Annotated in this window: 22 protein-coding genes; 3 read left to right on the top strand and 19 right to left on the bottom strand. The window is 71.4% G+C overall.

All coding sequences use genetic code 11. The features are described from left to right. The first annotated feature begins 547 nt into the window (after positions 1-547). The gene (locus tag VKV23_06780; protein HLI15738.1) at positions 548-1,249 is read left to right on the top strand and encodes a hypothetical protein; all 702 of its coding nucleotides are present in this window, start codon (positions 548-550) and stop codon (positions 1,247-1,249) included. Here VKV23_06780 and VKV23_06775 read toward each other — a convergent pair. The 10 genes from VKV23_06775 to VKV23_06730 form a co-directional block, all read right to left on the bottom strand. Then, positions 1,242-1,625 carry an NUDIX domain-containing protein gene (locus VKV23_06775; GenBank protein HLI15737.1) on the bottom strand — a complete coding sequence of 128 codons (384 nt, stop codon included), beginning with the start codon at positions 1,623-1,625 and terminating at the stop codon, positions 1,242-1,244. The genes VKV23_06780 and VKV23_06775 overlap by 8 nt on opposite strands. A 17-nt stretch (positions 1,626-1,642) precedes the next feature. After that, the gene (locus tag VKV23_06770) at positions 1,643-2,122 is read right to left on the bottom strand and encodes a GNAT family N-acetyltransferase (protein ID HLI15736.1); all 480 of its coding nucleotides are present in this window, start codon (positions 2,120-2,122) and stop codon (positions 1,643-1,645) included. 19 nt (positions 2,123-2,141) lie between these two features. After that, positions 2,142-2,660: a hypothetical protein gene (locus VKV23_06765; protein HLI15735.1), complete on the bottom strand. Its 519-nt coding sequence runs from the start codon at positions 2,658-2,660 to the stop codon at positions 2,142-2,144. Positions 2,661-2,688: 28 nt separating this feature from the next. Beyond that, positions 2,689-3,171: a DUF4193 family protein gene (locus VKV23_06760; protein ID HLI15734.1), complete on the bottom strand. Its 483-nt coding sequence runs from the start codon at positions 3,169-3,171 to the stop codon at positions 2,689-2,691. A gap of 354 nt (positions 3,172-3,525) precedes the next feature. Continuing rightward, a complete protein-coding gene (locus tag VKV23_06755) occupies positions 3,526-4,260 on the bottom strand; it encodes a transglycosylase SLT domain-containing protein (GenBank protein ID HLI15733.1) in 735 nt (244 codons plus the stop codon). 116 nt (positions 4,261-4,376) lie between these two features. Beyond that, positions 4,377-6,035, bottom strand: a complete 1,659-nt coding sequence (locus VKV23_06750; protein ID HLI15732.1) for an FAD-dependent thymidylate synthase — start codon at positions 6,033-6,035, stop codon at positions 4,377-4,379. A gap of 45 nt (positions 6,036-6,080) precedes the next feature. Beyond that, the gene (locus tag VKV23_06745) at positions 6,081-8,717 is read right to left on the bottom strand and encodes a DEAD/DEAH box helicase (GenBank protein HLI15731.1); all 2,637 of its coding nucleotides are present in this window, start codon (positions 8,715-8,717) and stop codon (positions 6,081-6,083) included. After that, positions 8,714-9,433 carry a twin-arginine translocase subunit TatC gene (gene tatC / locus VKV23_06740; protein ID HLI15730.1) on the bottom strand — a complete coding sequence of 240 codons (720 nt, stop codon included), beginning with the start codon at positions 9,431-9,433 and terminating at the stop codon, positions 8,714-8,716. Before tatC ends, VKV23_06745 begins: the two co-directional genes overlap by 4 nt. Before the next feature lie 88 nt (positions 9,434-9,521). Beyond that, complete coding sequence (locus VKV23_06735; GenBank protein HLI15729.1) at positions 9,522-9,914, bottom strand: twin-arginine translocase TatA/TatE family subunit; 393 nt, start codon at positions 9,912-9,914, stop codon at positions 9,522-9,524. Positions 9,915-10,087: 173 nt separating this feature from the next. Then, a complete protein-coding gene (locus VKV23_06730; GenBank protein HLI15728.1) occupies positions 10,088-10,459 on the bottom strand; it encodes a hypothetical protein in 372 nt (123 codons plus the stop codon). Positions 10,460-10,510: 51 nt separating this feature from the next. Here VKV23_06730 and VKV23_06725 point away from each other — a divergent pair, with 51 nt between their 5' ends. Continuing rightward, positions 10,511-11,239 carry a glycerophosphodiester phosphodiesterase gene (locus VKV23_06725; GenBank protein ID HLI15727.1) on the top strand — a complete coding sequence of 243 codons (729 nt, stop codon included), beginning with the start codon at positions 10,511-10,513 and terminating at the stop codon, positions 11,237-11,239. Here the strand turns inward: VKV23_06725 and lepB are convergent. The 4 genes from lepB to pafA all read right to left on the bottom strand — a co-directional run bounded on the left by lepB (position 11,236) and on the right by pafA (position 15,141). Then, complete coding sequence (gene lepB / locus VKV23_06720; GenBank protein HLI15726.1) at positions 11,236-11,730, bottom strand: signal peptidase I; 495 nt, start codon at positions 11,728-11,730, stop codon at positions 11,236-11,238. The two genes, VKV23_06725 and lepB, sit on opposite strands and share 4 nt — an antisense overlap. Before the next feature lie 186 nt (positions 11,731-11,916). Then, a complete protein-coding gene (locus tag VKV23_06715; GenBank protein HLI15725.1) occupies positions 11,917-12,858 on the bottom strand; it encodes a WYL domain-containing protein in 942 nt (313 codons plus the stop codon). After that, complete coding sequence (locus tag VKV23_06710; GenBank protein HLI15724.1) at positions 12,855-13,778, bottom strand: WYL domain-containing protein; 924 nt, start codon at positions 13,776-13,778, stop codon at positions 12,855-12,857. Before VKV23_06710 ends, VKV23_06715 begins: the two co-directional genes overlap by 4 nt. Before the next feature lie 4 nt (positions 13,779-13,782). Further along, a complete protein-coding gene (gene pafA, locus VKV23_06705; protein ID HLI15723.1) occupies positions 13,783-15,141 on the bottom strand; it encodes a Pup--protein ligase in 1,359 nt (452 codons plus the stop codon). A gap of 61 nt (positions 15,142-15,202) precedes the next feature. Here pafA and VKV23_06700 point away from each other — a divergent pair, with 61 nt between their 5' ends. Then, entirely contained in the window at positions 15,203-15,502 is a 300-nt protein-coding gene (locus VKV23_06700; GenBank protein ID HLI15722.1) for a hypothetical protein, read from the top strand. Here the strand turns inward: VKV23_06700 and prcA are convergent. The 5 genes from prcA to arc are packed head-to-tail and all read right to left on the bottom strand — an operon-like array spanning position 15,480 to position 20,506. Then, the gene (gene prcA, locus VKV23_06695; protein ID HLI15721.1) at positions 15,480-16,157 is read right to left on the bottom strand and encodes a proteasome subunit alpha; all 678 of its coding nucleotides are present in this window, start codon (positions 16,155-16,157) and stop codon (positions 15,480-15,482) included. The two genes, VKV23_06700 and prcA, sit on opposite strands and share 23 nt — an antisense overlap. Further along, positions 16,154-16,972, bottom strand: coding sequence for a proteasome subunit beta (gene prcB, locus VKV23_06690; GenBank protein ID HLI15720.1), 819 nt, complete (start codon positions 16,970-16,972; stop codon positions 16,154-16,156). Before prcB ends, prcA begins: the two co-directional genes overlap by 4 nt. Positions 16,973-17,009: 37 nt before the next feature. After that, positions 17,010-17,207, bottom strand: coding sequence for a ubiquitin-like protein Pup (locus VKV23_06685; GenBank protein HLI15719.1), 198 nt, complete (start codon positions 17,205-17,207; stop codon positions 17,010-17,012). 9 nt (positions 17,208-17,216) lie between these two features. Next, a complete protein-coding gene (gene dop / locus VKV23_06680; protein HLI15718.1) occupies positions 17,217-18,704 on the bottom strand; it encodes a depupylase/deamidase Dop in 1,488 nt (495 codons plus the stop codon). 59 nt (positions 18,705-18,763) lie between these two features. Then, complete coding sequence (gene arc, locus VKV23_06675) at positions 18,764-20,506, bottom strand: proteasome ATPase (GenBank protein ID HLI15717.1); 1,743 nt, start codon at positions 20,504-20,506, stop codon at positions 18,764-18,766. Between the last annotated feature and the right edge of the window lie 103 nt (positions 20,507-20,609).

Raw genomic sequence — 20,609 nt, 5'->3', positions numbered from 1 at the left:
CGGCGACGTCTTGAGGGCGGAGGCGGACTTCGAGCTCGAAGGGATCGCGATCGTCTCGGTCGCCGCGCCGAGGACCGACAAGCGGCCCGAGCCCCAGCGCATCGAGGTCGTCGGCCCGCGCCGCGGGGACACTCCCGGGGTTACGACGCAGCTCGCTGGACGCGCCGGGCCCCGTCGCCCCGGCGAGCGGCGCCGCGACCGCGACGATCGCCGCGGGCACCCCGGCGAGCGCCGCCCCGACCGGGCCGCCGGCCAACCGGCCGCCCCGGGCGCGCCCGGCGAACCAGGAGCGGAGCAACCGTCGCTCGCCGGCACAGCACGCCGCCCGGGAGGAGCGCGCCGGACGTCGGGGGCTGATCGCGACAGACACCGCCTCGCTCGCAGAGAGGCCGAGCCCCGCCAGGAAGGACCGCCGCACAAGGCCGAGCCAAGCCGGGATGCTCCCCGCCAGGCCGAGCGGGACCGCCACGGCCGGGCGAAGCGGTTCAACCCCGGCTCTGCACACCGCAAGGAGTTCCTCGAGTCGTTGCCACCCGAGCAGCGCCCCGTGGCAGAGCAGCTGGTGAGGGGCGGGATCCCCGCCGTGCGGACGGCGCTGCACCTGGAGAGGGAGAAGGCCCTCGCCGAGGGACGCCCCGCGCCGCGCGCCGACGAGCTGATCGCCATGGCCGAGGGACTGCTCCCCCGCCTGCGCGCAGCCGAGTGGCGTGACAGGGCCGAGGCGGCCGCCGCCGACCTCGACGCCGTGCCCCTCCGCGACCTTCGCTCGCTGGTCGCCGCCTCGGACTTGGCCCGAGACGAGCCGACCCGCGCCCTGGCGGCGACCCTCCGCGAGGGGCTCGAGGCCAGGCTCGCCAAGATGCGCCAGGCGTGGGCCGCCGACATCGCCGCCCATCTCGACAACGGAAGGGTGGCGCGCGCTCTCCGCCTTTCCTCGAACCCGCCGGAGCCGGCCAGCCGGCTGGAGGCGGACCTCGCCTCCCGCCTCGCCGCGGCCGCCGGGACCGCCATGTCAGCGTCGACGGGCCCGCGACAGTGGCTGGAGCTGCTCGAAGCGGCTGCGGCCTCGCCGGTGCGCAGCTCGGTGGTCCCCTCCGGCCTGCCCGCCGAGGCCCCCGCCGAGCTGAAGAGGGAGGCTCACCGCTACTCCGGGGCGATCCCAGCCTTGGCGCAGCTTCTCGGCGTCTCCCTGCCTCCCCCTCCCCCGCCGCTCGCCGCCCGCCGGCGGGCGCCGGGCAGGGCTAGCTGAACGCCTCCAGGATCCCGTGGTCGTGGAGGAACTCGGCCAGCCCGTCCGCCAGCTCTAGGTCGCACAGCTCGGCCAGGGGAACCCAGCGCGCCTCGGCGGCGTCGTCCCCGGCGACGGGTTCGGCGTCGTCGACGATGGTGACGGCGAAGTCGAAGATCACGTAGTGCCCGTCGGCCCCTATGCGCTCCACCCAGCCCACGAGACCCTCGCAGACCCCCGCCAGGCCCGTCTCCTCCCGAAGCTCGCGCACGACCGCCTCGGCGAGCGTCTCCCCCAGCTCCACCCGCCCGCCCGGCACCGACCACGCCCCCGCCGCCGGGCCGTGGCCGCGTCTCACCATGAGGATCTGCGCGTCGAAGGTCGCCACGGCTCCCACGCACACAGCAGGCGAGGTCAAAGGCCGTCTCCTCGGGGGCGGACCGGGCGGTGCATGACCAGCAGCCGCGCCTGGAAGCCGTTGTCCTCGAAGAATGATTTGGCAGAACGACTGCCAGGAAGTGCGGGGGCGTCCAGGCCTGCGAGGCCGAGGCGTTCGCACCACGAGAGGACCTGGGAGAGCATCGCCTCGCCGACACCCACCTGGCGGGCGGCGGGATCGACGTAGATCAGGTCGACTACACCCAGTCCGCCCCCGCCGGAGCGCTCGGCGAAAGCCGAGGCCAGCCCGACCGGGGTGCCTTCGATCAGTCCGACCACCAGGGCGCGCTCGGGGTCGGCCAGCGCGCCGGACAGCCAGCTTCGCAGGTCGGGCCGGGCGAGCCCGCCGGCCAGCAGGGCGCCGCCGCGGTGGCCGTCGAGCTCGGTCAGCGCTTGGCGCCAGAGTTGGACCAGGTGCTCGACGTCGGACCGGGCGGCGGGCCGGGCGCTCTCCACCGTTGGGCCCCGCCGGCGCTCAGGCCGTTCCCTGCAGCTGGGCGGCCCTGGTGAGGATCGTCCTTCGCGCCCGGTGCGCCCGCTCGTAGGCGGCCACAGCGGCCAGCTCCTCGGCGGAGAGGCCGGCCAGGCGCTGGACGACCTGGGAGGCCGACAGCGAGTCGTAGCCCGGGATGGCAAGGGAGGACGCGCTCGGCGCTGGGCGTGCGGGCGCCGGCGACCCGTTGGGCGACACCGACTGACCGGCGGGGCCCGGGGACGGCGCGGAAGGGGTGGCATCGGCGGGAGCCGGGGCCGGCGGCGACGAGGCGGCCGGGCGGGGCGAGGGCGGAGCCGTCAAACGGCGTTCGAGCTGCTGGCGGGCGCTGGAAACCGCGAACTCCCCCACCACCCGCGCCATCTTGAGCTGGGTGTCCACCCGGCTGCGCCCTTTTGCGGCGAGCTTGGGGATCTCCTCGGCCGCGGTGACGGCGAGCCCGACGGGCATGTAGACGAACAGGTCGAGCGCCGCATCGAGAGGCGAACGCGGTTGGGGCACGGTGAGGGTCCTCGCTTTCGGTGGGTTCCTACACGCAGTCTCGGCAGAGCTGCGCGGCGGGGTCGGCCAGCTGGCTGGGGTGCTTGACGAGGAAGCAGGACTGGCAGACGAACTCGCCGGGCTGCTTGGGAAGGACGCGGAGGGGGCTCTCGCTGCGGTCGTCGGTGTCGACGACGTCCTCGTCGTCCTCGTCGTCCTCGTCCTCCTCCATCACGACGAGACGCTCCTTCAAGATGACGTCGAGGCTGGCCTCCACATCGTCGGAGTCCTCGTCCTCGTCCTCGTCCTCTTCGTCCTCCTCGTCGCGGGCCTTCAAAGCGACGGCGGCCACGTCCTCCTCCTCGTCCTCCGCCTCGTCGGCTTCGAGGTCTAGGTCGTCGCCGTCGTCGTCTTCGAGGTCCTCGAGGACGGCGTCCTCGTCGTCGAGGTCCCCGAGGTCCTCCTCGTCGAGGTCTTCGGGCATCTCGTCGTTCTCGTCGAGCAGGTCCTCGTCGAGGTCGTCCTTGGGCATCATGGGGGTCCTTGCAGGGTTGGGAAAAAAAGTGGCTCTGCCGACCAAGGCTCGCCGCCCGGTGTGATCGGCGCGGGATACTAGACCGCGAAGTCGCTACCCGGACCTCGCTCAACGAAGCGCCGGCGCCTGCTATTCCCACCCAGGAGCTGCGCGGCCAGGGTGGCGGGGAACCTTTGGTGCCGGTCGCTGGTGTCGCCCGTTGGGCGACGACGCGCGCCGTTGTCTACTTGGTTCCCCTCGGACCACCCTGACCATCGCCCACACGGCCGGTGCACCGGCTGGGGCACTGATTGCGGTCCCTAGAGTGGCCGAGAGAAAAGCCGCCGTCAAGGCCCAACGAGGAGAACATCGTCACTCGAAGCGCGGGATCAGAGCCTCCACGTCGGCCACGTACTCCTGGGTGTCCGCGAACATGCCCCGCTCTGCCAGGTTGAGCGGACCCTCGTAGTAGGCGGCGAGCGTCGCGCAGACGCTGCCTCCCTCCAGGCGGTACAGGTAGGCGAGGAAGGCGGCAGACATGCGGATGTTGTCCGAGACCGAGGAGGGGTCGAGCGGCTCTCCGATGAGGACGTTGGAGATGAACGACGCCGTACCGGGCTCGATCTGGCCGACCCCGACGGCACCGGTGGCCGAGACGATCCCCTGCTGCCAGCCCGACTCCTGCCAGGCGACGGCCTCGACCATGGCCGCCGGCACGCCGTAGTGGGACGCCCATTCCTCGAAGTAGGGGCGAAGGGAGAGGCGCTGCGGGGACTCTGCCAGGAGGGAGGGCAGCACCCCCGTCGGACCGCCCCCGGGGGACAGGCCGTTGCAGGACGACGATCCCGTCGGCGGGGCCGCTGCCTGCGGGGTGACCCCGGTCCCGGGGATGGTGAGCACGATCCCCACGGGCAGGATGGCGGCGGGGTCGAGGTGGTTGACCGCGGCGAGCTCGTCGACGGTGGTGCCGTGCTCGGTGGCGATCGCCCACAGCGAGTCGCCGGGCTGCACCACGTAGCCCCCGCCCGTGCCATAGTCGGCTACGCCCGCGGCCGCCAGCACCGCGACGAGCAGGCTCAGGGCTGCGAGCCTGATGGGGCGTGGCATCAGCGGTTGTCTGGGCATGGCAGAACAAGGAGTCCTATCCCTCCGCCCGACTCGGCGAAAGGCTACAACCTCAACAACAACCTCAGCAACCCCTTTTTCAACGTCAACCTCAACTGTTACGGGAGGCTGCGAGCGGTGCGGCGCGTCTCGGCGCGCCGCTCCCCCTCGAGGCGGCCGAGGCCCTCCCCGGCGTCGTCGTCGAGGTCGGCGTGGCTCATCATGGCGGCGAGCGCCCGATGCCCGGCCTGCCCGGCGATCAGGCGCCACATCTGCTGGCAGACCCGGCGGTACTCGGGATGGCCTTGCGGGGTGGTCCGAAGCTCGACGACGTGCATCGCCTCGCGGGCGTTCATCTGCATCACATACCGGATCCGGTAGGCGAGGGCGACGGCGTAGGCGGCCTGTGAAGGGCTGAAGCCGGAGCACGACAGGGCTTCCCACAGGCTGGCGGAGCGCTCCATCGCTGCCGCGTAGGCCGGCTCGAGGCCTGCCTCTCCCAGGTCGTCGGGCATCGTGTAGCCGTGGGCAGGAGTGAGGTCCTGCCATTCGACGGTCAGCAGCCTGTGCCTCTGCAGATCCCGGAACGCCCCGTAGTCGGACACCACGTCGAAGCGGTAGGAGCAGCGCTCCAGCGCCCGCCCGGGGCGGTGGCGGCGGTTGGCGCGCTCGCCGGCGTAGCGCCGCATCACGTCGAGGCGGTCCTCCGTGCCCATCCGGGCGACCCGCTCCAAGAGGGCCGACTCGGGCAGGTGGGTGTAGGGGTAGAGCATCGCGGCCACGATCTTCTCTTCGCCGGCGGGGTCCCAGTCGACGAGCGTCACCTGCGGCTCGCCCGCCGGCGAGGGCGAGGCGGTCTCGGGCGGGCCGAACATCTCGCCGGCGAGCCGACGCATCGAGTCCGAGGTGGACTCGATGTACTCGGTGTGCGCCCCGCCTCGGTCCGGGACGTCCACGCGCTTGACCCATGAGGGGATCACCTTGCGCAGCTCGTCGAGGATCAGGCGGGCGTAGAGCCGCGCCTCGGGCAGAGGATGGGCCCTCATGCGGATCAGGAGCGCCTCGTAAGCCTGGCCGGAGGCGTAGATGCCCAGGTTGGACGTCGCCGCTGCGGGGAGAAGGCCGCGCAGGGTGTCGAAGGCCTTCGCCCGCACCGACTGGCGCCAGGCGAAGTCCGAGTCGCCGGGCTGCTTCGGATGGCGGGCGGCGAAAAGAGCCTGGACCACCGGCAGCATGTCCCGGTAGGCGTCGAAGAGGCGGTCCATGTCGCCCACGTAGCGGGCGCCGAGCGGCGAGTCGAGGATCGCCGGGTCGCGGTAGTAGCGGTAGCGGCCGTTGGGGAGGCGGGTGTCGTAGGCGACGTAGCGGGTCGACTTCTCCATGTAGCTCATGAGCCGGCCTCGCTCGAGCACCTTGGTGAGCACGTTCGATGCCTGCTCGCACGCCAGGTGGACGCCGCCCAGCTGGGCGACCGAATCGTCGCCGTACTCGAAGAAGACCTTGTCGTAGAGCTGCTCGGCTCTCGCCAAGCCCACCGTCGCGTCGACGCCGGCGTCGCCGCTGATGTCGAGATCCCCGACGAACTCGTCGAGGAACAGACGGCGCAGGCTCTTGCTGGAACGGGAGTAGCGGGCGAAAAGAGCGCCTTTGACCACTTCTGGGAGGTTGACCAAGGCGAAGACGGGGCCGTTCAGATTGGTGAAGTAGCGGCGGAGGACGTCGGCCTCCTCGCCGGTCCATTCCTCGACGGCGTACACGCCGGTGTCCGGACTCCCCATGGCGGGGGACACACTACGGGGCGGCGCGGCGCGAACGGGGGATGTTCAAACCGGCGGCGCCGACGACGCGGCCACCACGCCGCGCATCAGGGCTTCGGCGGCCGAGCGGGCAGCCCCCGCGGTGGCCGGCTCGGGGGCGGTGTCGCCGAGCTGGCGCAGCAGGTCCACCAGCTGCTTCACGTTGCGGACGAAGTCTCCCCCGGAGATCTCCTCGTCGGATATGACCTCGGCCAGCTCCTCCCCCGACGCCCAGGCGAACGCCAGGCCGGCGAAGCCCGGGTCCGGGGGACGGGTGAAAGGCAGCCCGGCGTCGTCCTCGGCGGCGTTCAGCTCGGCTGCCAACTGCGAAACCTGAGACCAGCGCCGCCTGACTCGCGGCGTCGGGAACCACGGTGAGGGTTGGGAGGGACTGCGGCTCTCGAAGGTGAAGAACGACACCGCCGCTGCCATCTCCGGCGGGCTCAGCCCGTCGAGGAACCCTTGGGAGAGCGACTCGGCGACGAGAAGGTCTGCCTCGTGGTAGAGACGGGCGAGGCGCTCGCCGGCCTCGGTCAGGCGCCACCCGTCCACGTACCCCCACGCTTCGAGCACGCGCAGCACCCGGTCGAACTGGCGGGCCAGCGACTCGAGGCGGCCTTTGACCCTCCTTTCGAGCCTCTCCACGTCGCGGGCGAGGCGTTCTGCGCGCTCGGCGGCGCGCAGGTGAGCCCTGGCGTCGGGGCAGGAGGCCACCGGATGCTCGCCGCCGGAGCCGGCGTCGTCCGGTCCGGTGAGGGACGTCCCCTCCGGTCCAGGCGTCCCGACGGGGACGGCCGCCGGCGGGGGGCTGCCGGGCCGGGCGGACTGCAAGGAGCGGGCGACTCGCCGCTGGAAGGACTCGCTGTTCGGCGTGTAGGGGGCGGGCAGCTCGAGCCGGGCCAACGCCACGGGCGGCGCGGCGAAGTCCCGGCTGCTCAACGAGACCAGCTTCTGGTCCGCGGTCACCCCCCGCAGGCGAACCTCTCCTCCGCGCCGACGGGCGGTGGACAGCACGGCGACCCTGCCCGAGCGGGGGGCCCCCGGCAGCGCCAGCACGTCTCCGGGGCGGATCCGCTCGAGCGCGGCGGACACCTGCGCGGCGGCCGACGCGCCCCGCGGGGCGGTCTGCTCCCCGGATCGGACGAGTCGGCGGTACTCCTCGACGTCGCCGAGCTCGCAGCGGGCCGCCGAGCGCGCCTCGGCGAGCGCCTCGGTCGAGCGTTGCAGCTGCGTCTCGAGGCGCACGACGTCGCTGTCAGCCCGGTACTGGGCGAAGGACAGGTTGAGAAGGTGGTGGGCGACGTCGGGGGGGTAGCGGCGCACCAGGTTGGCCGCCATGTTGTAGGTGGGGCGGAAGCTGCTGGTCAGGGCGTAGGTGCGGGTGCCGGCCAGGGCCGCCACCTGGTCGAAAGGGACGAACGGCGACCACAGGACCACTGCGTAGCCCACGTCGTCGATCCCCCGCCGACCCGCCCGTCCCGTCAGCTGGGTGTACTCCCCCGGGGTGAGGAACTCGTGACGCTCGCCGCTGTACTTGGTGAGCTTCTCGATCACCACTGTCCGGGCCGGCATGTTGATGCCCAGGGAGAGGGTTTCGGTGGCGAAGACGACCTTGACCAACCCGGCGGCGAAGCACTCTTCGACGGCCTCCTTGAACGGCGGCACCAGGCCGGCGTGGTGGGCGGCGTAGCCCGCCTCCAGGCCGGCGAGCCACGCCGGGTAGTCGAGGACCCGCAGGTCGTCGTCGCTCAGCGCCTCGACGTGGCGCTCGGCGATCGCCCGGGTCTCGCGACGCTCCTCGGCGGTGGTGAGGCGACCGCCTTCGCGAAGGCACTGCGCAACGGCGTCGTCGCAGCCGGCGCGCGAGAAGATGAAGTAGATGGCGGGCAGCATCGCCCGCTCGTGGAGCAGGTCGACCACCTCCACCCGGCGGGGGCTGAACAGCCGTCCACGGGGCCGGCCCCGCATCCCGGGGTGGCGGAGCGTCTTGGAGTCGAGCGCCGCCGCCTCGGGGTTGGGACGGCCGTCGAGCAGGGTGGGCAACAGGAGCAGGCCGTCGCTGGTCTTGTCGCCGAGCAGGTACAAGTCGTGCAGCACCACGGGGCGGCGGTCCTCGATCACCGCCTCGGTGGCGCCGCGCACCGTCGCTATCCAGTCGGCGAGCTCCTCGGCGTTGGACACCGTAGCCGACAGGCAGACCAGGTCCACGCCCGGCGGGGCGTGGATGATCACCTCCTCCCACACCGGCCCCCGGTAGGCGTTCTGCAGGTAGTGGACCTCGTCGAGGATCACGTAGCGCAGGCGGTCGAGGGCGTCCGAGGAGGCGTAGATCATGTTGCGCAGGACCTCGGTGGTCATGACCACCACGGGGGCTCCCGGGTTGAGCGAGTTGTCCCCGGTGAGCAGGCCGACAGAGGCGCCTCCGTGACGGGCGACCAGCTCCGAGTACTTCTGGTTGGACAGGGCCTTCAACGGCGTGGTGTAGAAGGCCTTGCCCCCTGCCTGCAGGGCGCGCTCGACGGCGTACTGGGCGACGACCGTCTTCCCCGACCCGGTCGGCGCGGCCACGACTACGCTGCCGCCGGCGTCGAGGGCGTCGAGGGCGCGGACCTGGAAGTCGTCGAGGTCGAAGCCGAGCCCGGCGACGAAGCTGGCCCGGCTCACTTCTTGAGCAGCCGGCCCACCACGATGCTCGCCTCGTAGAGCACCAGCATCGGCACCGCCATCGCCAGGAACGAGAACGGGTCGCTGCTAGGGGTGATCACCGCCGCCACGATGCAGATCACCACGATCGCCGGGCGCCTCCAGCGCCTCCAAGTGGAGCTGGGGACCACCTCGACGAGCTCGAGGAACACCAGCACCAGCGGGTACATGAACACCGCTCCGAAGACCAGGCACATGGCCATGTACAAGGTGAAGTACCTGGACGGGGAGAAGAGGGGGACGATCCCGGTGCCGCTGACGCTGATCAGCCAGTCGATCGCCTTTGGGAACACGAGCACGGCGGTGGCCACCCCGCCGGCGAAGAGGACCATGCCCGCGGCGAAGAAGGGCAGCACGTAGCGCTTCTCGTTCTTGTAGAGCGCCGGGGTTATGAACCTCCACAGCTCCCACAGCACGACCGGCGACGCCAGCGCCGCTCCCCCGTAGACGGAGACCTTGAGCCGGGTCGTGAACCCCTCGAGCGGCCCGGTTATGACCAGCTGGCCGTTGGTGATGTTCTTCGCCCGGTGGCTGACCAGGAAGTCGTGGTAGGGCTGGAGCATGAAGTGGACGATCGAGTTGTAGAGGAACCACACGACCACCGCGGCGACCCCGACGGCGAGGATCGCCACCACCAGGCGCCGGCGAAGCTCGGCGAGGTGCTCGTAGAGGGTCATCGTCCCCGGCTCGGGAGCCGTCGCGTCGGCCTGCCCGGACGCTTCCCCTCCGCCGGCGATCGGGTCTTCTAAAAGGGCCACCGGGCCTTCAGTTCAAAGCGGGGTCGTCAGGATGGCCGGCCGGCCCGGCGGGGATCCCAGGACCCGCTGTGGGCCCGCCGGGAGCCGCCAGCGGCACGACCGAGGCTTCCGGCGCTGCAGGCGCAGAAGGGGCCGCCGGCGGGGCGAGGGTCGACGTGACCGCTTGGCGGACGTTGCGGCGGATCTGTGCGGGGCGCAGCTCGGCCACCGCCTGGCTGATCGCCGCCTCCGGTTCGTGAAGAGCCTGGCGGACCTCCTCCTGGAAAGACGAGGACATCGACCTGAGCTGCCCCAGCCACCGGCCGAGGGTGCGGGCAGCGGAAGGAAGCCTCTCTGGCCCGAGGACGAGCATCGCCAGCACACCGAGAACGAACAGCTTCTCGGGGCTCAGATCCAGCACGCACGCGAGTCTACTTGCGGGACGGCTCCTTGAACCGCAGGGGCCGCATCGATCTCTGCAGCGCGGCGACCTCCGAGCGCAGCCTGGCCGCAGCGACCGCGAGGGCCGCCGCGCCGGCCGCTCCGACGCCCAGGGGCGCGAGCCACGCGGCGGAAAGGTGCACGGAAGCGGTTCTAGCCCCTCGCGGCGAGGGCGTCCAACTCGGAGCGCCAGCCGCCGCTCTCCAACGCCAGGTGGAACTCGAGGATGTCGTCGTGGGTGATCCTCGGTCCGCTCTTGGGCTCCGCCAGCTCGGCCGGCAAGGTCCAGGCGACCAGCGCCGAACCCGCCGAGGTGAGCGAGGCGACCACAGACTCGCTGGCCTGCTTGTTGACGATGAAGCTGCAGAAGGGGCAACGGAACGAGTAGGTCGACTGGGCGGTGGTCACGCAGGTCTGCACCTGCACGTCCTCCACCCCGAGCTCGACGTCGCCGCAGGTGGGGCAGGTGGCCCGCACGATCGCGGCGGTGCTCTTCCGGCGGGTACGGCTCACATTATGGTGCATCGGGCGGCCGGCTCCGGGCCTTGAGCGACCCGCTCCCGACAGCAGGAGACAATGCGGAAAAACACGACAACGCCCATCCCCCCGAGGCTCCCCATCGGCTTCGCCCACCGGGGGGCGCGCGCCGAGCGGCGGGAAAACACCATCGACGCTTTCACCCGTGCTCTCGAGCTCGGCGCCTCCGGGTTGGAGAGCGACGCCTGGCTGACCGCCGACGGGGTGGTGGTCCTCGACCACGACGGGGTGACCGGTCCGCCGTGGCGCCACCGGGCTATCTCCGCCCAGGAGCGCTCTTCGCTGCCGGCGCACATCCCATCCCTCGCCGAGCTCTACGAGCGCTGCGGCGCCGGGTTCGAGCTTTCCCTCGACGTGAAGGACGCCGCGGCGCTGCCGGCAGTGCTCGACACGGCCCGTCGCCACGGCGCCGCCGGGCGCTTGTGGCTTTGCTACCACGACTGGCGGCCGATGGCCGCATGGCGGCGGGCCGCCCCCGAGGTGCACCTGGTCGAGTCGTCCAACCTGCACTGGATGAAGGAAGGGCTCTCCGCCCGGGTGTCGGCACTGGCGGCCGCCGGCATAGACGCCCTCAACCTGCACGCCTCGCAGTGGGACGCCGATCTGGTCAGGGAGGCGCGTTCGGCGGGGGTGCTGGCGTTCGCGTGGGACGGCCAGACCGCCGAGGTGCTGGACCGCCTGCTGGGTTTCGGCGTCGACGCCGTCTACAGCGACCATGTGGAGCGGATGGTGGCCGCCATCTCGAGGGCCGCTGTTGCCCGCGCCTAGAGGGTGCCTATCTGGCTCGGTGGCCAGACGATGAGGAAAGCCCGCCCGACGATGAGCTTGCCGGAGATGGGGCCGATGGCGCGCGAATCCTCGGAGTCTCCCCGGTTGTCCCCCATCACGAAATAGTCGCCTTTGGGTATGTGGACCGGTCCGAAGGCGCCGGTCGTCACGCCGCGTGGCAGCCAGGGCTCGGCGAGCTTCCGGCCGTTTATGTACACGGAGCCGCCGTGAGCCGAGATCGTCTCGCCGGGCAGGCCGATCACCCGCTTGATCAGGTCGGTGATGTTGGCGCTGTACTCGCCGGGCGGCTTCCGGAACACGATCACGTCGCCGCGGTGAACCGGGTGGAAGTCGTAGGCGAGCTTGTTGACCAGCACCTTGTCGCCGACCTTGAGGGTCGGGTACATCGACGCCGACGGTATGTAGTAGGGCTGGACGACGTAGGTGCGCAGCAGGAACGCCGCCAGCACCGCGGCGGCGAGGATCGCCACCCACTCGAGGACAGCCCGCCGGTCCGGGCCCCTTCTCCTGGCGTGCCGGGGGGCCGGTGCCCCCTCCCCGCTGGCAGGGCTGGTACGGGCTCCCGCCGGTCCTCCCTGCTCGAACACGACGGGGTACCCTACCCGTCCGCTGCGCCACCCGGCCGTCACCCACCGGGCGGCAAAGGCCCCGTTCTCTCAGCGGACCCGGTAGCGCGCGAGGATCCTGCGGGCCGCCCCGGAGGCCAGGGAAGGGTCGCCCTGCACCACCCGGGCGTGGCGGCCCGCCCGCAGCAGGATGCGCTCCACCCAGGCCGGCTCGCCCGATCTGAAGGTCACCCGGAGCCCACCTCCGGGCGCCGCCTCGACGCTGTCGTGCGGGTAGCTCTCGGCCACCCAGAAGGCCGGAGGGTCGAGGTCCACCACCCACACGGGGTCTTCCTCACCCGGCTTGTAGGCGGCGGGTGTACCGCCGGGGCGCGCCGGAGGGTCGAAGCCGTCCGAGGTGACCTCGTGGGAGGTGATGCGGTCGACGCGGAAGGTCCGCTCGCCGCGGGCCTCCTCGCACCAGGCCGAGAGGTACCACTGACCGCCGGCGTTGAACACCTGCCAGGGTTGCACCACCCGCTCGCTGTGGCCGTCGCGCCCGTAGGAGTAGTACCCGATCCGTACCTTGCGCCGATCCCGGCACGCTTCGCGGAGGGCGTCGAGGACGGCGGGGGGCGCGCCGGCCAGCTCGACGTCGATGCCCTCACCGGGCCCGATGCCGAGCACCGTCTCGAGCTTCTCCAAGGCGGTGGCGAGGGCCCCGGAGGCGTCGGCACCGGGGAGGGACAGGAAGGCGTGGCCGGCGCTGACGAGAGCCAGCGCCTCCTGGGGGGTGAGGCGCAACGGCCGGCGGAACCAGTCCGCCATCCCGATCCACACCCGGCCGTCGGAGAAGGTGACGTCTACCAGGACGTCGGGGGTGAAAGGGTGCACCCCGCAGAGGAACAGCAAGTTCAGGTCGGCGACCAGCTCGTCCTCGTCGACTCTGAAACGTCTGCACACCTCCTCCACCGTCGGGCCGTCGCGGGCGGCGATCCACGGCACGATCGCCAGGAGACGCCCGAGCCGGGCGTCGGCAGGAGGGCGGCTCACGCCACTGACTCCAGCCAGGCGACCAGCTCGGCGCGCAGGTCGGGCGGTCCGAGCACCTCGGCGTGCTCGAGGAAGCCCAGCACGAAGCTGCGGAAGGCGTCGCGGTTGGTCACCTCGACCCGAAAGACGGTCGAGCCGTCGGGACGGACCTCCTCCTCCGCTGCGTCGCCGAGCTCCTGGCGGGCCCAGCGGGCCTGGACAGCGTCTACCAGCAGTACGGCCGTGACCGGCTCGCCGTCGCCGAGCTGCCACGGCATGGGGGGCCGGGCCTTGGCAGCCGGAGGGCGCTCGAAGGCGCCCCCCGGCCCGTCCGGGCGAAGCTCGCCGTCCACCCGGTCCAAGCGGTAGAGCCGCTCGGCAGCGCGGTCGTGGTCGAATCCGGCGAGGTACCAGTGGCCCCGGTGGAAAGAGACGCGCCAGGGGTCGACGGTGCGCTCCTCGCCGCGATAGACGAACCGGACCCTGCGCCGCTCCCCCACCGCGGCCAGCGCCACCGCCGCCCGCTCGTCGCCGGGCAGGGCGGCGGCCACCCCCGGCTCGCCCGCACCCACAGCCCCCCCGAGCTTCCTGAGGGCGGCCACGGCCGCGTCGCCGCCCCACTCGGAGTCCAGCTGCACCGCCGACGCCGCCAGGCGGAGGGCTTCGAGCTCCCGCTCGTCGAGCCCCGGGTCGGGCAGCTCGTACTGCTCCCGGGGGATCCGGTAGCCGACCTCCTCCGAGTGGTCGCCGCTGGGCGCCTCCACCACCACGGGGAAGCCCATCTGGCGAAGCAGCTCCTTGTCCCGCTCGAAGTTCCTGCGGGCCGCAGCCGGGTCATCCGAGTAGCCCGGGGTGCGTTCGGCGATCTCCCGCCTGGTCAGCGGCCGGGGGGTGTCGATCAGCGCCGCCACCAGGTTCACCAGTCGTTCGAGACGGTCCACTGGCCTACAGGGAGGCGATGAGCTTCTCGACCCGTTCGTCGCGGTACTTGAAGGGATCCTTGCAGAGCACCGTGCGCTGCGCCTGGTCGTTGAGCTTGAGGTGCACCCAGTCGACGGTGAAGTCCCGCCGGCGTTCCTTCGCCCGGCGGATGAACTCTCCCCGCAGCTTCGCCCTCGTCGTCTGGGGAGGCTCGTCCATCGCCGTCTCGATCGCCTCGTCGGTGCACGTGCGGTCGACGAGGTTCTCGCGCTGCAGCTTGTAGAAGAGGCCCCGCTGGCGGCTCACGTCGTGGTACTGCAGGTCGATGAGCGCCACCTTGGGATGGGTGAGCGCCATCTGGTGGCGGGCGCGGTAGCGCTCGATCAGTTGGTGCTTGATCACCCAGTCGCACTCGCGGTCCAGCGACCAAGGGTCCTTGGCCAGCCCCGACAGGCAGTGCTCCCACATGTCCAACGCCCGGTCCTCGAGCGGGGACAGCCCCTTGGTCTCCTGGTAGCGCCTCGCCCTCTCGTAGTACTCGGACTGGATCTCCAAGGCGCTGGCCTCCCTGCCGTTGGCCAGGCGGACCCGCCGGCGCAGGGTGGTGTCGTGGCTTATCTCCCTGATCGCCCGGATCGGGTTCTCCAAGGTCATGTCCCTGAGCACGACCGCAGGGTCCTCCAGCATGCGCAGCAGGATGCTCGTGGCACCCACCTTCAAGAAGGTGGCGTACTCGCTCATGTTCGAGTCCCCGACGATGACGTGGAGCCGGCGGTAACGCTCGGCGTCCGCGTGCGGCTCGTCGCGGGTGTTGATGATCGGCCTGCTGCGCGTCGTCGCCGACGACACCCCCTCCCAGATGTGCTCGGCGCGCTGGCTGATGCAGTACATCGCCCCCCGGGCGGTCTGGAGCACCTTGCCAGCGCCGGCGTAGATCTGGCGGGACACGAGGAACGGGATGAGCACCTCGGCGTAGTGGGCGAAGTCGTCGCGGCGGCTGGTCAGGTAGTTCTCGTGGCAGCCGTAGGAGTTGCCCGCCGAGTCGGTGTTGTTCTTGAACAGGTAGACGACGCCGCGGATCCCCTCGTCGCGCAGGCGCGCCTCGGCCGACACGACGAGGCCCTCGAGGATCCGCTCGCCGGCCTTGTCGTGCGCGACGAGCTCGTCGATCGAGTCGCACTCGGGCGTCGCGTACTCCGGGTGGCTCCCGACGTCGAGGTAGAGCCGGGCGCCGTTCTCGAGGAACACGTTCGAGGAGCGTCCCCAGGAGACCACCCGCCGGAAGAGGTACCGGGCGACCTCGTCCGGCGAGAGCCGGCGCTGGCCGCGCAGCGTGCACGTCACGCCGTACTCGTTCTCGAGGCCGAAGATCCGACGCTCCACGAGGCCAACCTAGTGTCGGTCCGGGCGCGGCGGGCCGCTCGGGCCGCAGTATCCTCCCGCCATGGAACGAGCCCCCCTCGTGCGCGTCACCACCGCGGCCGGGTCCTTCCAGGGGCGCGTCATCGCGGCACGTCTGTCGGCCGAGGGGATCGCGGTGGAGCTGCGCGGCCTCGCCGAGGGACCCTACCCGCTCCCCGGCGAGGTGGACGTCCTCGTCCGCCAGGACGACGCCGACCTCGCACGCCAGATCCTCCTCGCGGACGCGGTGGACGCCGCCTTCGGCGGGCGCGGGCCGACCCGGCGGCGGTCCCGGTCACGCGGGAAGCGCTGGCGCCGTCTCAGGCGGCGAGGAGGGCGCTGAGCGTCTCCCCCTCGAGGCGGCGGAACGCCCGCCGGCCGTTCTCGGCGCTCAGAACACCGACCTCGAGGTCGCCGGGACCGAGCGTGCGATCCGGCCCCGCCAGGCACTCCCGACAGGCACGCACCGCCTCCTCGAGCGACCACCCCTCGACGTAGCGCTCGGCGAAGCGCGCCGCGATGACGTCGGCGTCGCCGCCGAGCACGGTGAAGCGCTCCTCGTCGACGACCGTGCCGTCGTACGCGATGTGGTAGAGCCGGTGCTCGCCTGACAGGGCGAGCTCGGCGACGAGGATCTCGACCTCGAGCGGCTTCATCTCGTGCGTGAAGACCTGGCCGAGGTACTGGGCGTAGAGGTTCGCGAGGGAGCGGGCGTCGACGTCCTCGCGCGAGTAGGCGTAGCCCTTCGTGTCCGCGTGCCGGATGCCCGCGACGCGCAGCTGGTCGAACTCGTTGTACTTGCCGACGCCGGCGAACGCGACGCGGTCGTAGATCTCGCTGATCTTGTGCAAGGTGCGCGACGGGTTCTCGGCGACGATGAGGATGCCACCCGCGTACGAGGTCGCGACGAGGGCACGGCCTCGGGCGATGCCCTTCTGGGCATACTCCGCGCGGTCCTTCATGACCTGCTCGGGCGCGACGTAGTAGGGCATCGTCATGGCCGGTCACCTCCCTCGACCGCCGGACGGCGCGCGAGCACCGCAGCGAAGCGAGCCGCCACCTCCTCGTCGCCGACGGCCTGGAACCCGTCGGCATCCACGACGGCGACGATCGGGTAGATGCCTCGCACCGGGTCCGGACCGCCGGTCGCCGCGTCCTCGTCGGCGGCCTGGAAGAGGGCCTCGACCGCGAGCTCGACGCCCTCGTCCCTGCTCAGACCCTCGCGAAAGCCGAGCTTCACGGTCGTCTTCGCGTCCCGGCCCCCCGAGCCGGTCGCGTGGTAGTCCGCCTCCTCGTAGCGGCCGCCGGTGACGTCGTAGGTGAAGATCCGGCCCTGTCGACGGCGCGTGTCCCATCCCGCGAACAGCGGCACGACGGCGAGCCCCTGCATCGCCATCGGCAGGTGCGCCCGCACGAGCTGCGCGAGCTGGTTCGCCTTGCCCTCCAGGCTGAGGGCGGAGCCCTCGACCTTCTCGTAGTGCTCGAGCTGCGTCTGGAAGAGGCGGACCATCTCGAGGGCCGGCCCCGCGGCGCCGGCGATCGCCACCGCGGAGTAGCGGTCTGCAGGGAAGACCTTCTCGATGGCCCGATGGGCGATGCTCGGGCCCTCGGTCGCGCGCCGGTCGCCGGCGACGACCACGCCGTCGGCGTAGCGCAACGCCACGATCGTCGTCCCGTGGCGCACGTCCCCGAGCAGGCGCCCACCGAAGGCCTCGGGCGCCCCGGGGACGCCCTCGACACCCTGGACGCGACGGATCAGGTCGACGAAGCTCGGGCCGGGGTCGTCGCCCGGCGGGAAGATGTAGAGGCTCATCGTCGGGGAACCCTAGTTCCCCGACCGGTGCCCCGACCTACTCGCCGCCCTTCTGGACGTAGTTGCGGACGAACTCCTCGGCGTTGTCCTCGAGGACCTCGTCGATCTCGTCGAGCAGCTCGTCGATCTCGGCCTTCAGCTTCTCCCCGCGCTCGGACGCCTGCGGGGTCGGCGCCTCGACCTCGGGTGTCGAGCGATCCCTCGTCGGGCGTCGCTTCTGCTCCCGTTCTGCCATCGCTACCCCCTACCCGCCGAGCCGCCGGAGCAGCTCGGCAGGGCTCTTCGACTCCCTAAGGAGCGTAGCGACGTGGGACTCGGTCCCCCGCAGCGGCTCCATCATCGGCACCCGCCGCAGGGGGTCCTCGCCCAGGTCGAACACGAGCGAGTCCCAGTTCGCCGCCACGATCGACGAGGCGAAGCGCTTCAGGCACTCGCCCCGGAAGTACGCCCGGGTCGTGCGCGGCGGGTCGCTCACGGCCGCCAGCACGTCCTCCTCGGCGACGAGGCGCTCCATCGACAGCCGGCGCTGCAGCGAGCGGGCCGGGCGCAGGTCGTGGTACTGCAGGTCGAGGGCGCGCACCCGCGCGTCCCCGAGGCCGCAGCCGTGGCGGGCGCAGTAGGCATCGATCAGCTCGTACTTCGCGACCCAGTCGAGCTGGTGCTTGACGAGGGACGGGGCGCACTCCAGGCTCGCGAGGACCGACTCCCACCGCTCGAGCACGAGCGCGACGACCTGCTCCGGGCCGACGGCCTCGAGGCCTCGCTCAGCCGCGTGCTTGCGCGCCCGATCGTAGAGCTCCCACTGGAGCTCGAGGGCGGTCAGTCGCGTCCCGTCGACGAGCTCGATCGGGGCACGCAGGGTGAGGTCGTGCGAGACGGCGCGCATCGCCGACACCGGGGACGCGAGCACGAGCTCGCGCCCGGCGAGCGCGCCCTCCTCGATGAGGACCAGGACGATCGCCGTTACCCCCACCTTGAGGAGCGTCGCGACCTCGGCGAGGTTCGCGTCCCCGGTGATGACGTGCAGGCGGCGGTAGGCCTGGGCGTCGGCGTGCGGCTCGTCGCGGGTGTTGATGATCGGCCGCTTGAGCGTCGTCTCGAGCCCGATCTCCTCCTCGAAGAAGTCGGCGCGCTGGCTGATCTCGAAGACGTCGCGCGCCCCGTGCTCCAGCTCGCACCCGACCTTGCCGGACCCCGTGTAGACCTGGCGCGTGACGAGGTGGGCGGTGAGCTCGCGGGCGATGCGGCTGAACGGCGTCGCGCGGTCCATCAGGTAGTTCTCGTGGCACCCGTAGGAGTTGCCCTTGCCGTCCGAGTTGTTCTTGTAGACGACGATCTCCTCCCCCGCCGGCAGGAGGCGGTTCGCGGCAGCCATCGAGCGCTCGAGGACGACCTCGCCCGCCCGGTCGTGGACGACGAGCTCGAGCGGGTTCGAGCACTCGGGCGAGGAGTACTCGGGGTGCGCGTGGTCGACGTAGTAGCGCGCGCCGTTCGTCAGGACCGTGTTGACGAGGTGCGTCTCGACCTCGGGGGCGAGCGCGCCGTCCCGCACGAAGCCCCGCGCGTCCCGGCCAGGGCTCTCGTCCTCGAAGTCCCAGCCCACGCGACCGTCGCGCTCGGCGACGTACGAGTTGATGAGCAGCGACGAGGCGAGGGTCGGGTTCGCGACGGCTGGGCCGCTCACGAGGACGCCGTACTCCGTCTCGGTCCCGCAGACCTTCGCGACCGCCATGGCGCCGACCCTACCGGACCGGTCGCCCGCGTCGGTCCGCGCCCGCGCCGGCGAGCGGGCTAGAGGTACTGGCCCGTGCCGACACGCTCGATCGCCCGGCCGCTCGGCTTGTTGTCGCCGTGGTCGAAGATCGTCCGCACGTAGACGATCCGCTCACCCTTCTTGCCGGAGATCTTGGCCCAGTCGTCGGGGTTCGTGGTGTTCGGAAGGTCCTCGTTCTCCTTGTACTCCTGCTTGATCGACTCGAGCAGGTCCTCGAGGCGGATCCCCCGCCCGTTGCCAGCGAGCGTCCGCTTGATGGCCAGCTTCTTCGCACGACGGACGATGTTCTCGATCATCGCCCCGGATGCGAAGTCCTTGAAGTAGAGGACCTCCTTGTCCCCGTTCTGGTACGTGACCTCGAGGAAGCGGTTGGCGTCGTCGGCCCGGTACATCTCCTGGACCGTGCGCTCGATCATCACCTGGACCGCCTTGGCCGGGTCCCCGCCGCCGAGGGAGGCCACCTCCGACGCGTCGAGCGGCAGGTCGGCCGTGAGGTAGCGGGCGAAGATCTGCTGCGCGGCGGCCTCGTCGGGCCGCTCGATCTTGATCTTCACGTCGAGCCGTCCCGGCCGCAAGATCGCGGGGTCGATGAGGTCCTCGCGGTTGGAGGCCCCGATGACGATGACGTCGCGCAGCGCCTCGACGCCGTCGATCTCCGCGAGGAGCTGCGGCACGATCGTCGACTCGATGTCCGAGCTGATCCCCGTCCCGCGCGTGCGGAACAGCGAGTCCATCTCGTCGAAGAAGACGATGACCGGGACGCCCTCCTCCGCCTTCTCTCGGGCACGCTGGAAGACGAGCCGGATCTGACGCTCGGTCTCGCCCACGTACTTGTTCAGCAGCTCCGGTCCCTTGATGTTGAGGAAGTAGCTGCGGGCGTTCCGGTTGTTGGTGCGTTCGGCGACCTTCTTCGCGAGCGAGTTCGCGACCGCCTTGGCGATGAGCGTCTTGCCGCAACCCGGCGGACCGTAGAGCAGGACGCCCTTCGGGGCCGGGAGGTGGTGCTCGGCGAACAGGTCCCGGTGCAGGAACGGGAGCTCGACCGCGTCCATGATCGCCTCGATCTGCCGGTCGAGACCGCCGATGTCCGCGTAGGTGATGTCGGGGACCTCCTCGAGGATGACCTCCTCGATCTCCGGACGGGGCAGCTTCTCGAGCAGGAGCTCGCTGCGCGGGTCCATGAGCACGCTGTCGCCCGCGCGCAGCTTCGTGCCGACCAGGTCCTCGGCGAGCTGGGCCACCCGCTCCTCGTCGCCCCGGCCGACGACGAGCGCCCGTCGCCCGTCGTCGAGGATCTCGGAGATCGTCACGACCTCGCCGGAGCGATCGAGGTCCCGCACGAGGACCACGTTGAACGACTCGTTGAGCACCACCTCCTGCCCGCGCCGAAGGCGGGACACGTCGATGCTCGGGTGCACGTTCACCCGCATCTTGCGGCCCGAGGCGAAGACGTCGACGGTGTCGTCCTCGTTGGCCTGCAGGAACGTGCCGTACGCGTTCGGCGGCTGGGTGAGCTTGTCGACCTCCTCGCGCAGCGCGGCGATGTTCTCCTTCGACTGCTGCAGCGTGAAGGTGAGCTTCTCGTTCTGGGAGAGCGCCTGGGCGAGCTGCCCGTTCACCTCGAGGAGCCGCTCCTCGAGCACCCGGACCCGCTGGGGCGCCTCGTGCAGCCGGTGGCGGAGCTCCGCGATCTCGGCCTCGGCTGCCTCGACGCGGCGCTGGAGCTCCTCTCTCGTCTCCTCGTCCATCGTCGGGAGCACCTCCTCGATGCTCGGCGTCCCCTCGACGCGGACCCTACACCGGTCGCGGGGCGAAGCGCGCGCCCGTCTGCGAGCCAGCCAGCGGGCCGGGGCCCGGATCGCC

The sequence above is a fragment of the Acidimicrobiales bacterium genome, assembly GCA_035294085.1.
Classification (GTDB): domain Bacteria; phylum Actinomycetota; class Acidimicrobiia; order Acidimicrobiales; family Bog-793; genus DATGLP01.
Note: the sequence above shows the minus strand (reverse complement) of the source record. Positions and strands in the feature narration are given on the sequence as shown.

Excerpts from the sequence above, each read along its gene's own strand:
- VKV23_06760 (HLI15734.1), bottom strand. The coding sequence starts at position 3,171 with ATGCCCAAGGACGACCTCGACGAGGACCTGCTCGACGAGAACGACGAG.
- VKV23_06755 (HLI15733.1), bottom strand. The coding sequence starts at position 4,260 with ATGCCACGCCCCATCAGGCTCGCAGCCCTGAGCCTGCTCGTCGCGGTG.
- VKV23_06750 (HLI15732.1), bottom strand. The coding sequence starts at position 6,035 with ATGGGGAGTCCGGACACCGGCGTGTACGCCGTCGAGGAATGGACCGGC.
- tatC (HLI15730.1), bottom strand. The coding sequence starts at position 9,433 with ATGACCCTCTACGAGCACCTCGCCGAGCTTCGCCGGCGCCTGGTGGTG.
- VKV23_06730 (HLI15728.1), bottom strand. The coding sequence starts at position 10,459 with ATGCACCATAATGTGAGCCGTACCCGCCGGAAGAGCACCGCCGCGATC.
- VKV23_06725 (HLI15727.1), top strand. The coding sequence starts at position 10,511 with ATGCGGAAAAACACGACAACGCCCATCCCCCCGAGGCTCCCCATCGGC.
- VKV23_06700 (HLI15722.1), top strand. The coding sequence starts at position 15,203 with ATGGAACGAGCCCCCCTCGTGCGCGTCACCACCGCGGCCGGGTCCTTC.
- prcA (HLI15721.1), bottom strand. The coding sequence starts at position 16,157 with ATGACGATGCCCTACTACGTCGCGCCCGAGCAGGTCATGAAGGACCGC.
- prcB (HLI15720.1), bottom strand. The coding sequence starts at position 16,972 with ATGAGCCTCTACATCTTCCCGCCGGGCGACGACCCCGGCCCGAGCTTC.
- VKV23_06685 (HLI15719.1), bottom strand. The coding sequence starts at position 17,207 with ATGGCAGAACGGGAGCAGAAGCGACGCCCGACGAGGGATCGCTCGACA.
- dop (HLI15718.1), bottom strand. The coding sequence starts at position 18,704 with ATGGCGGTCGCGAAGGTCTGCGGGACCGAGACGGAGTACGGCGTCCTC.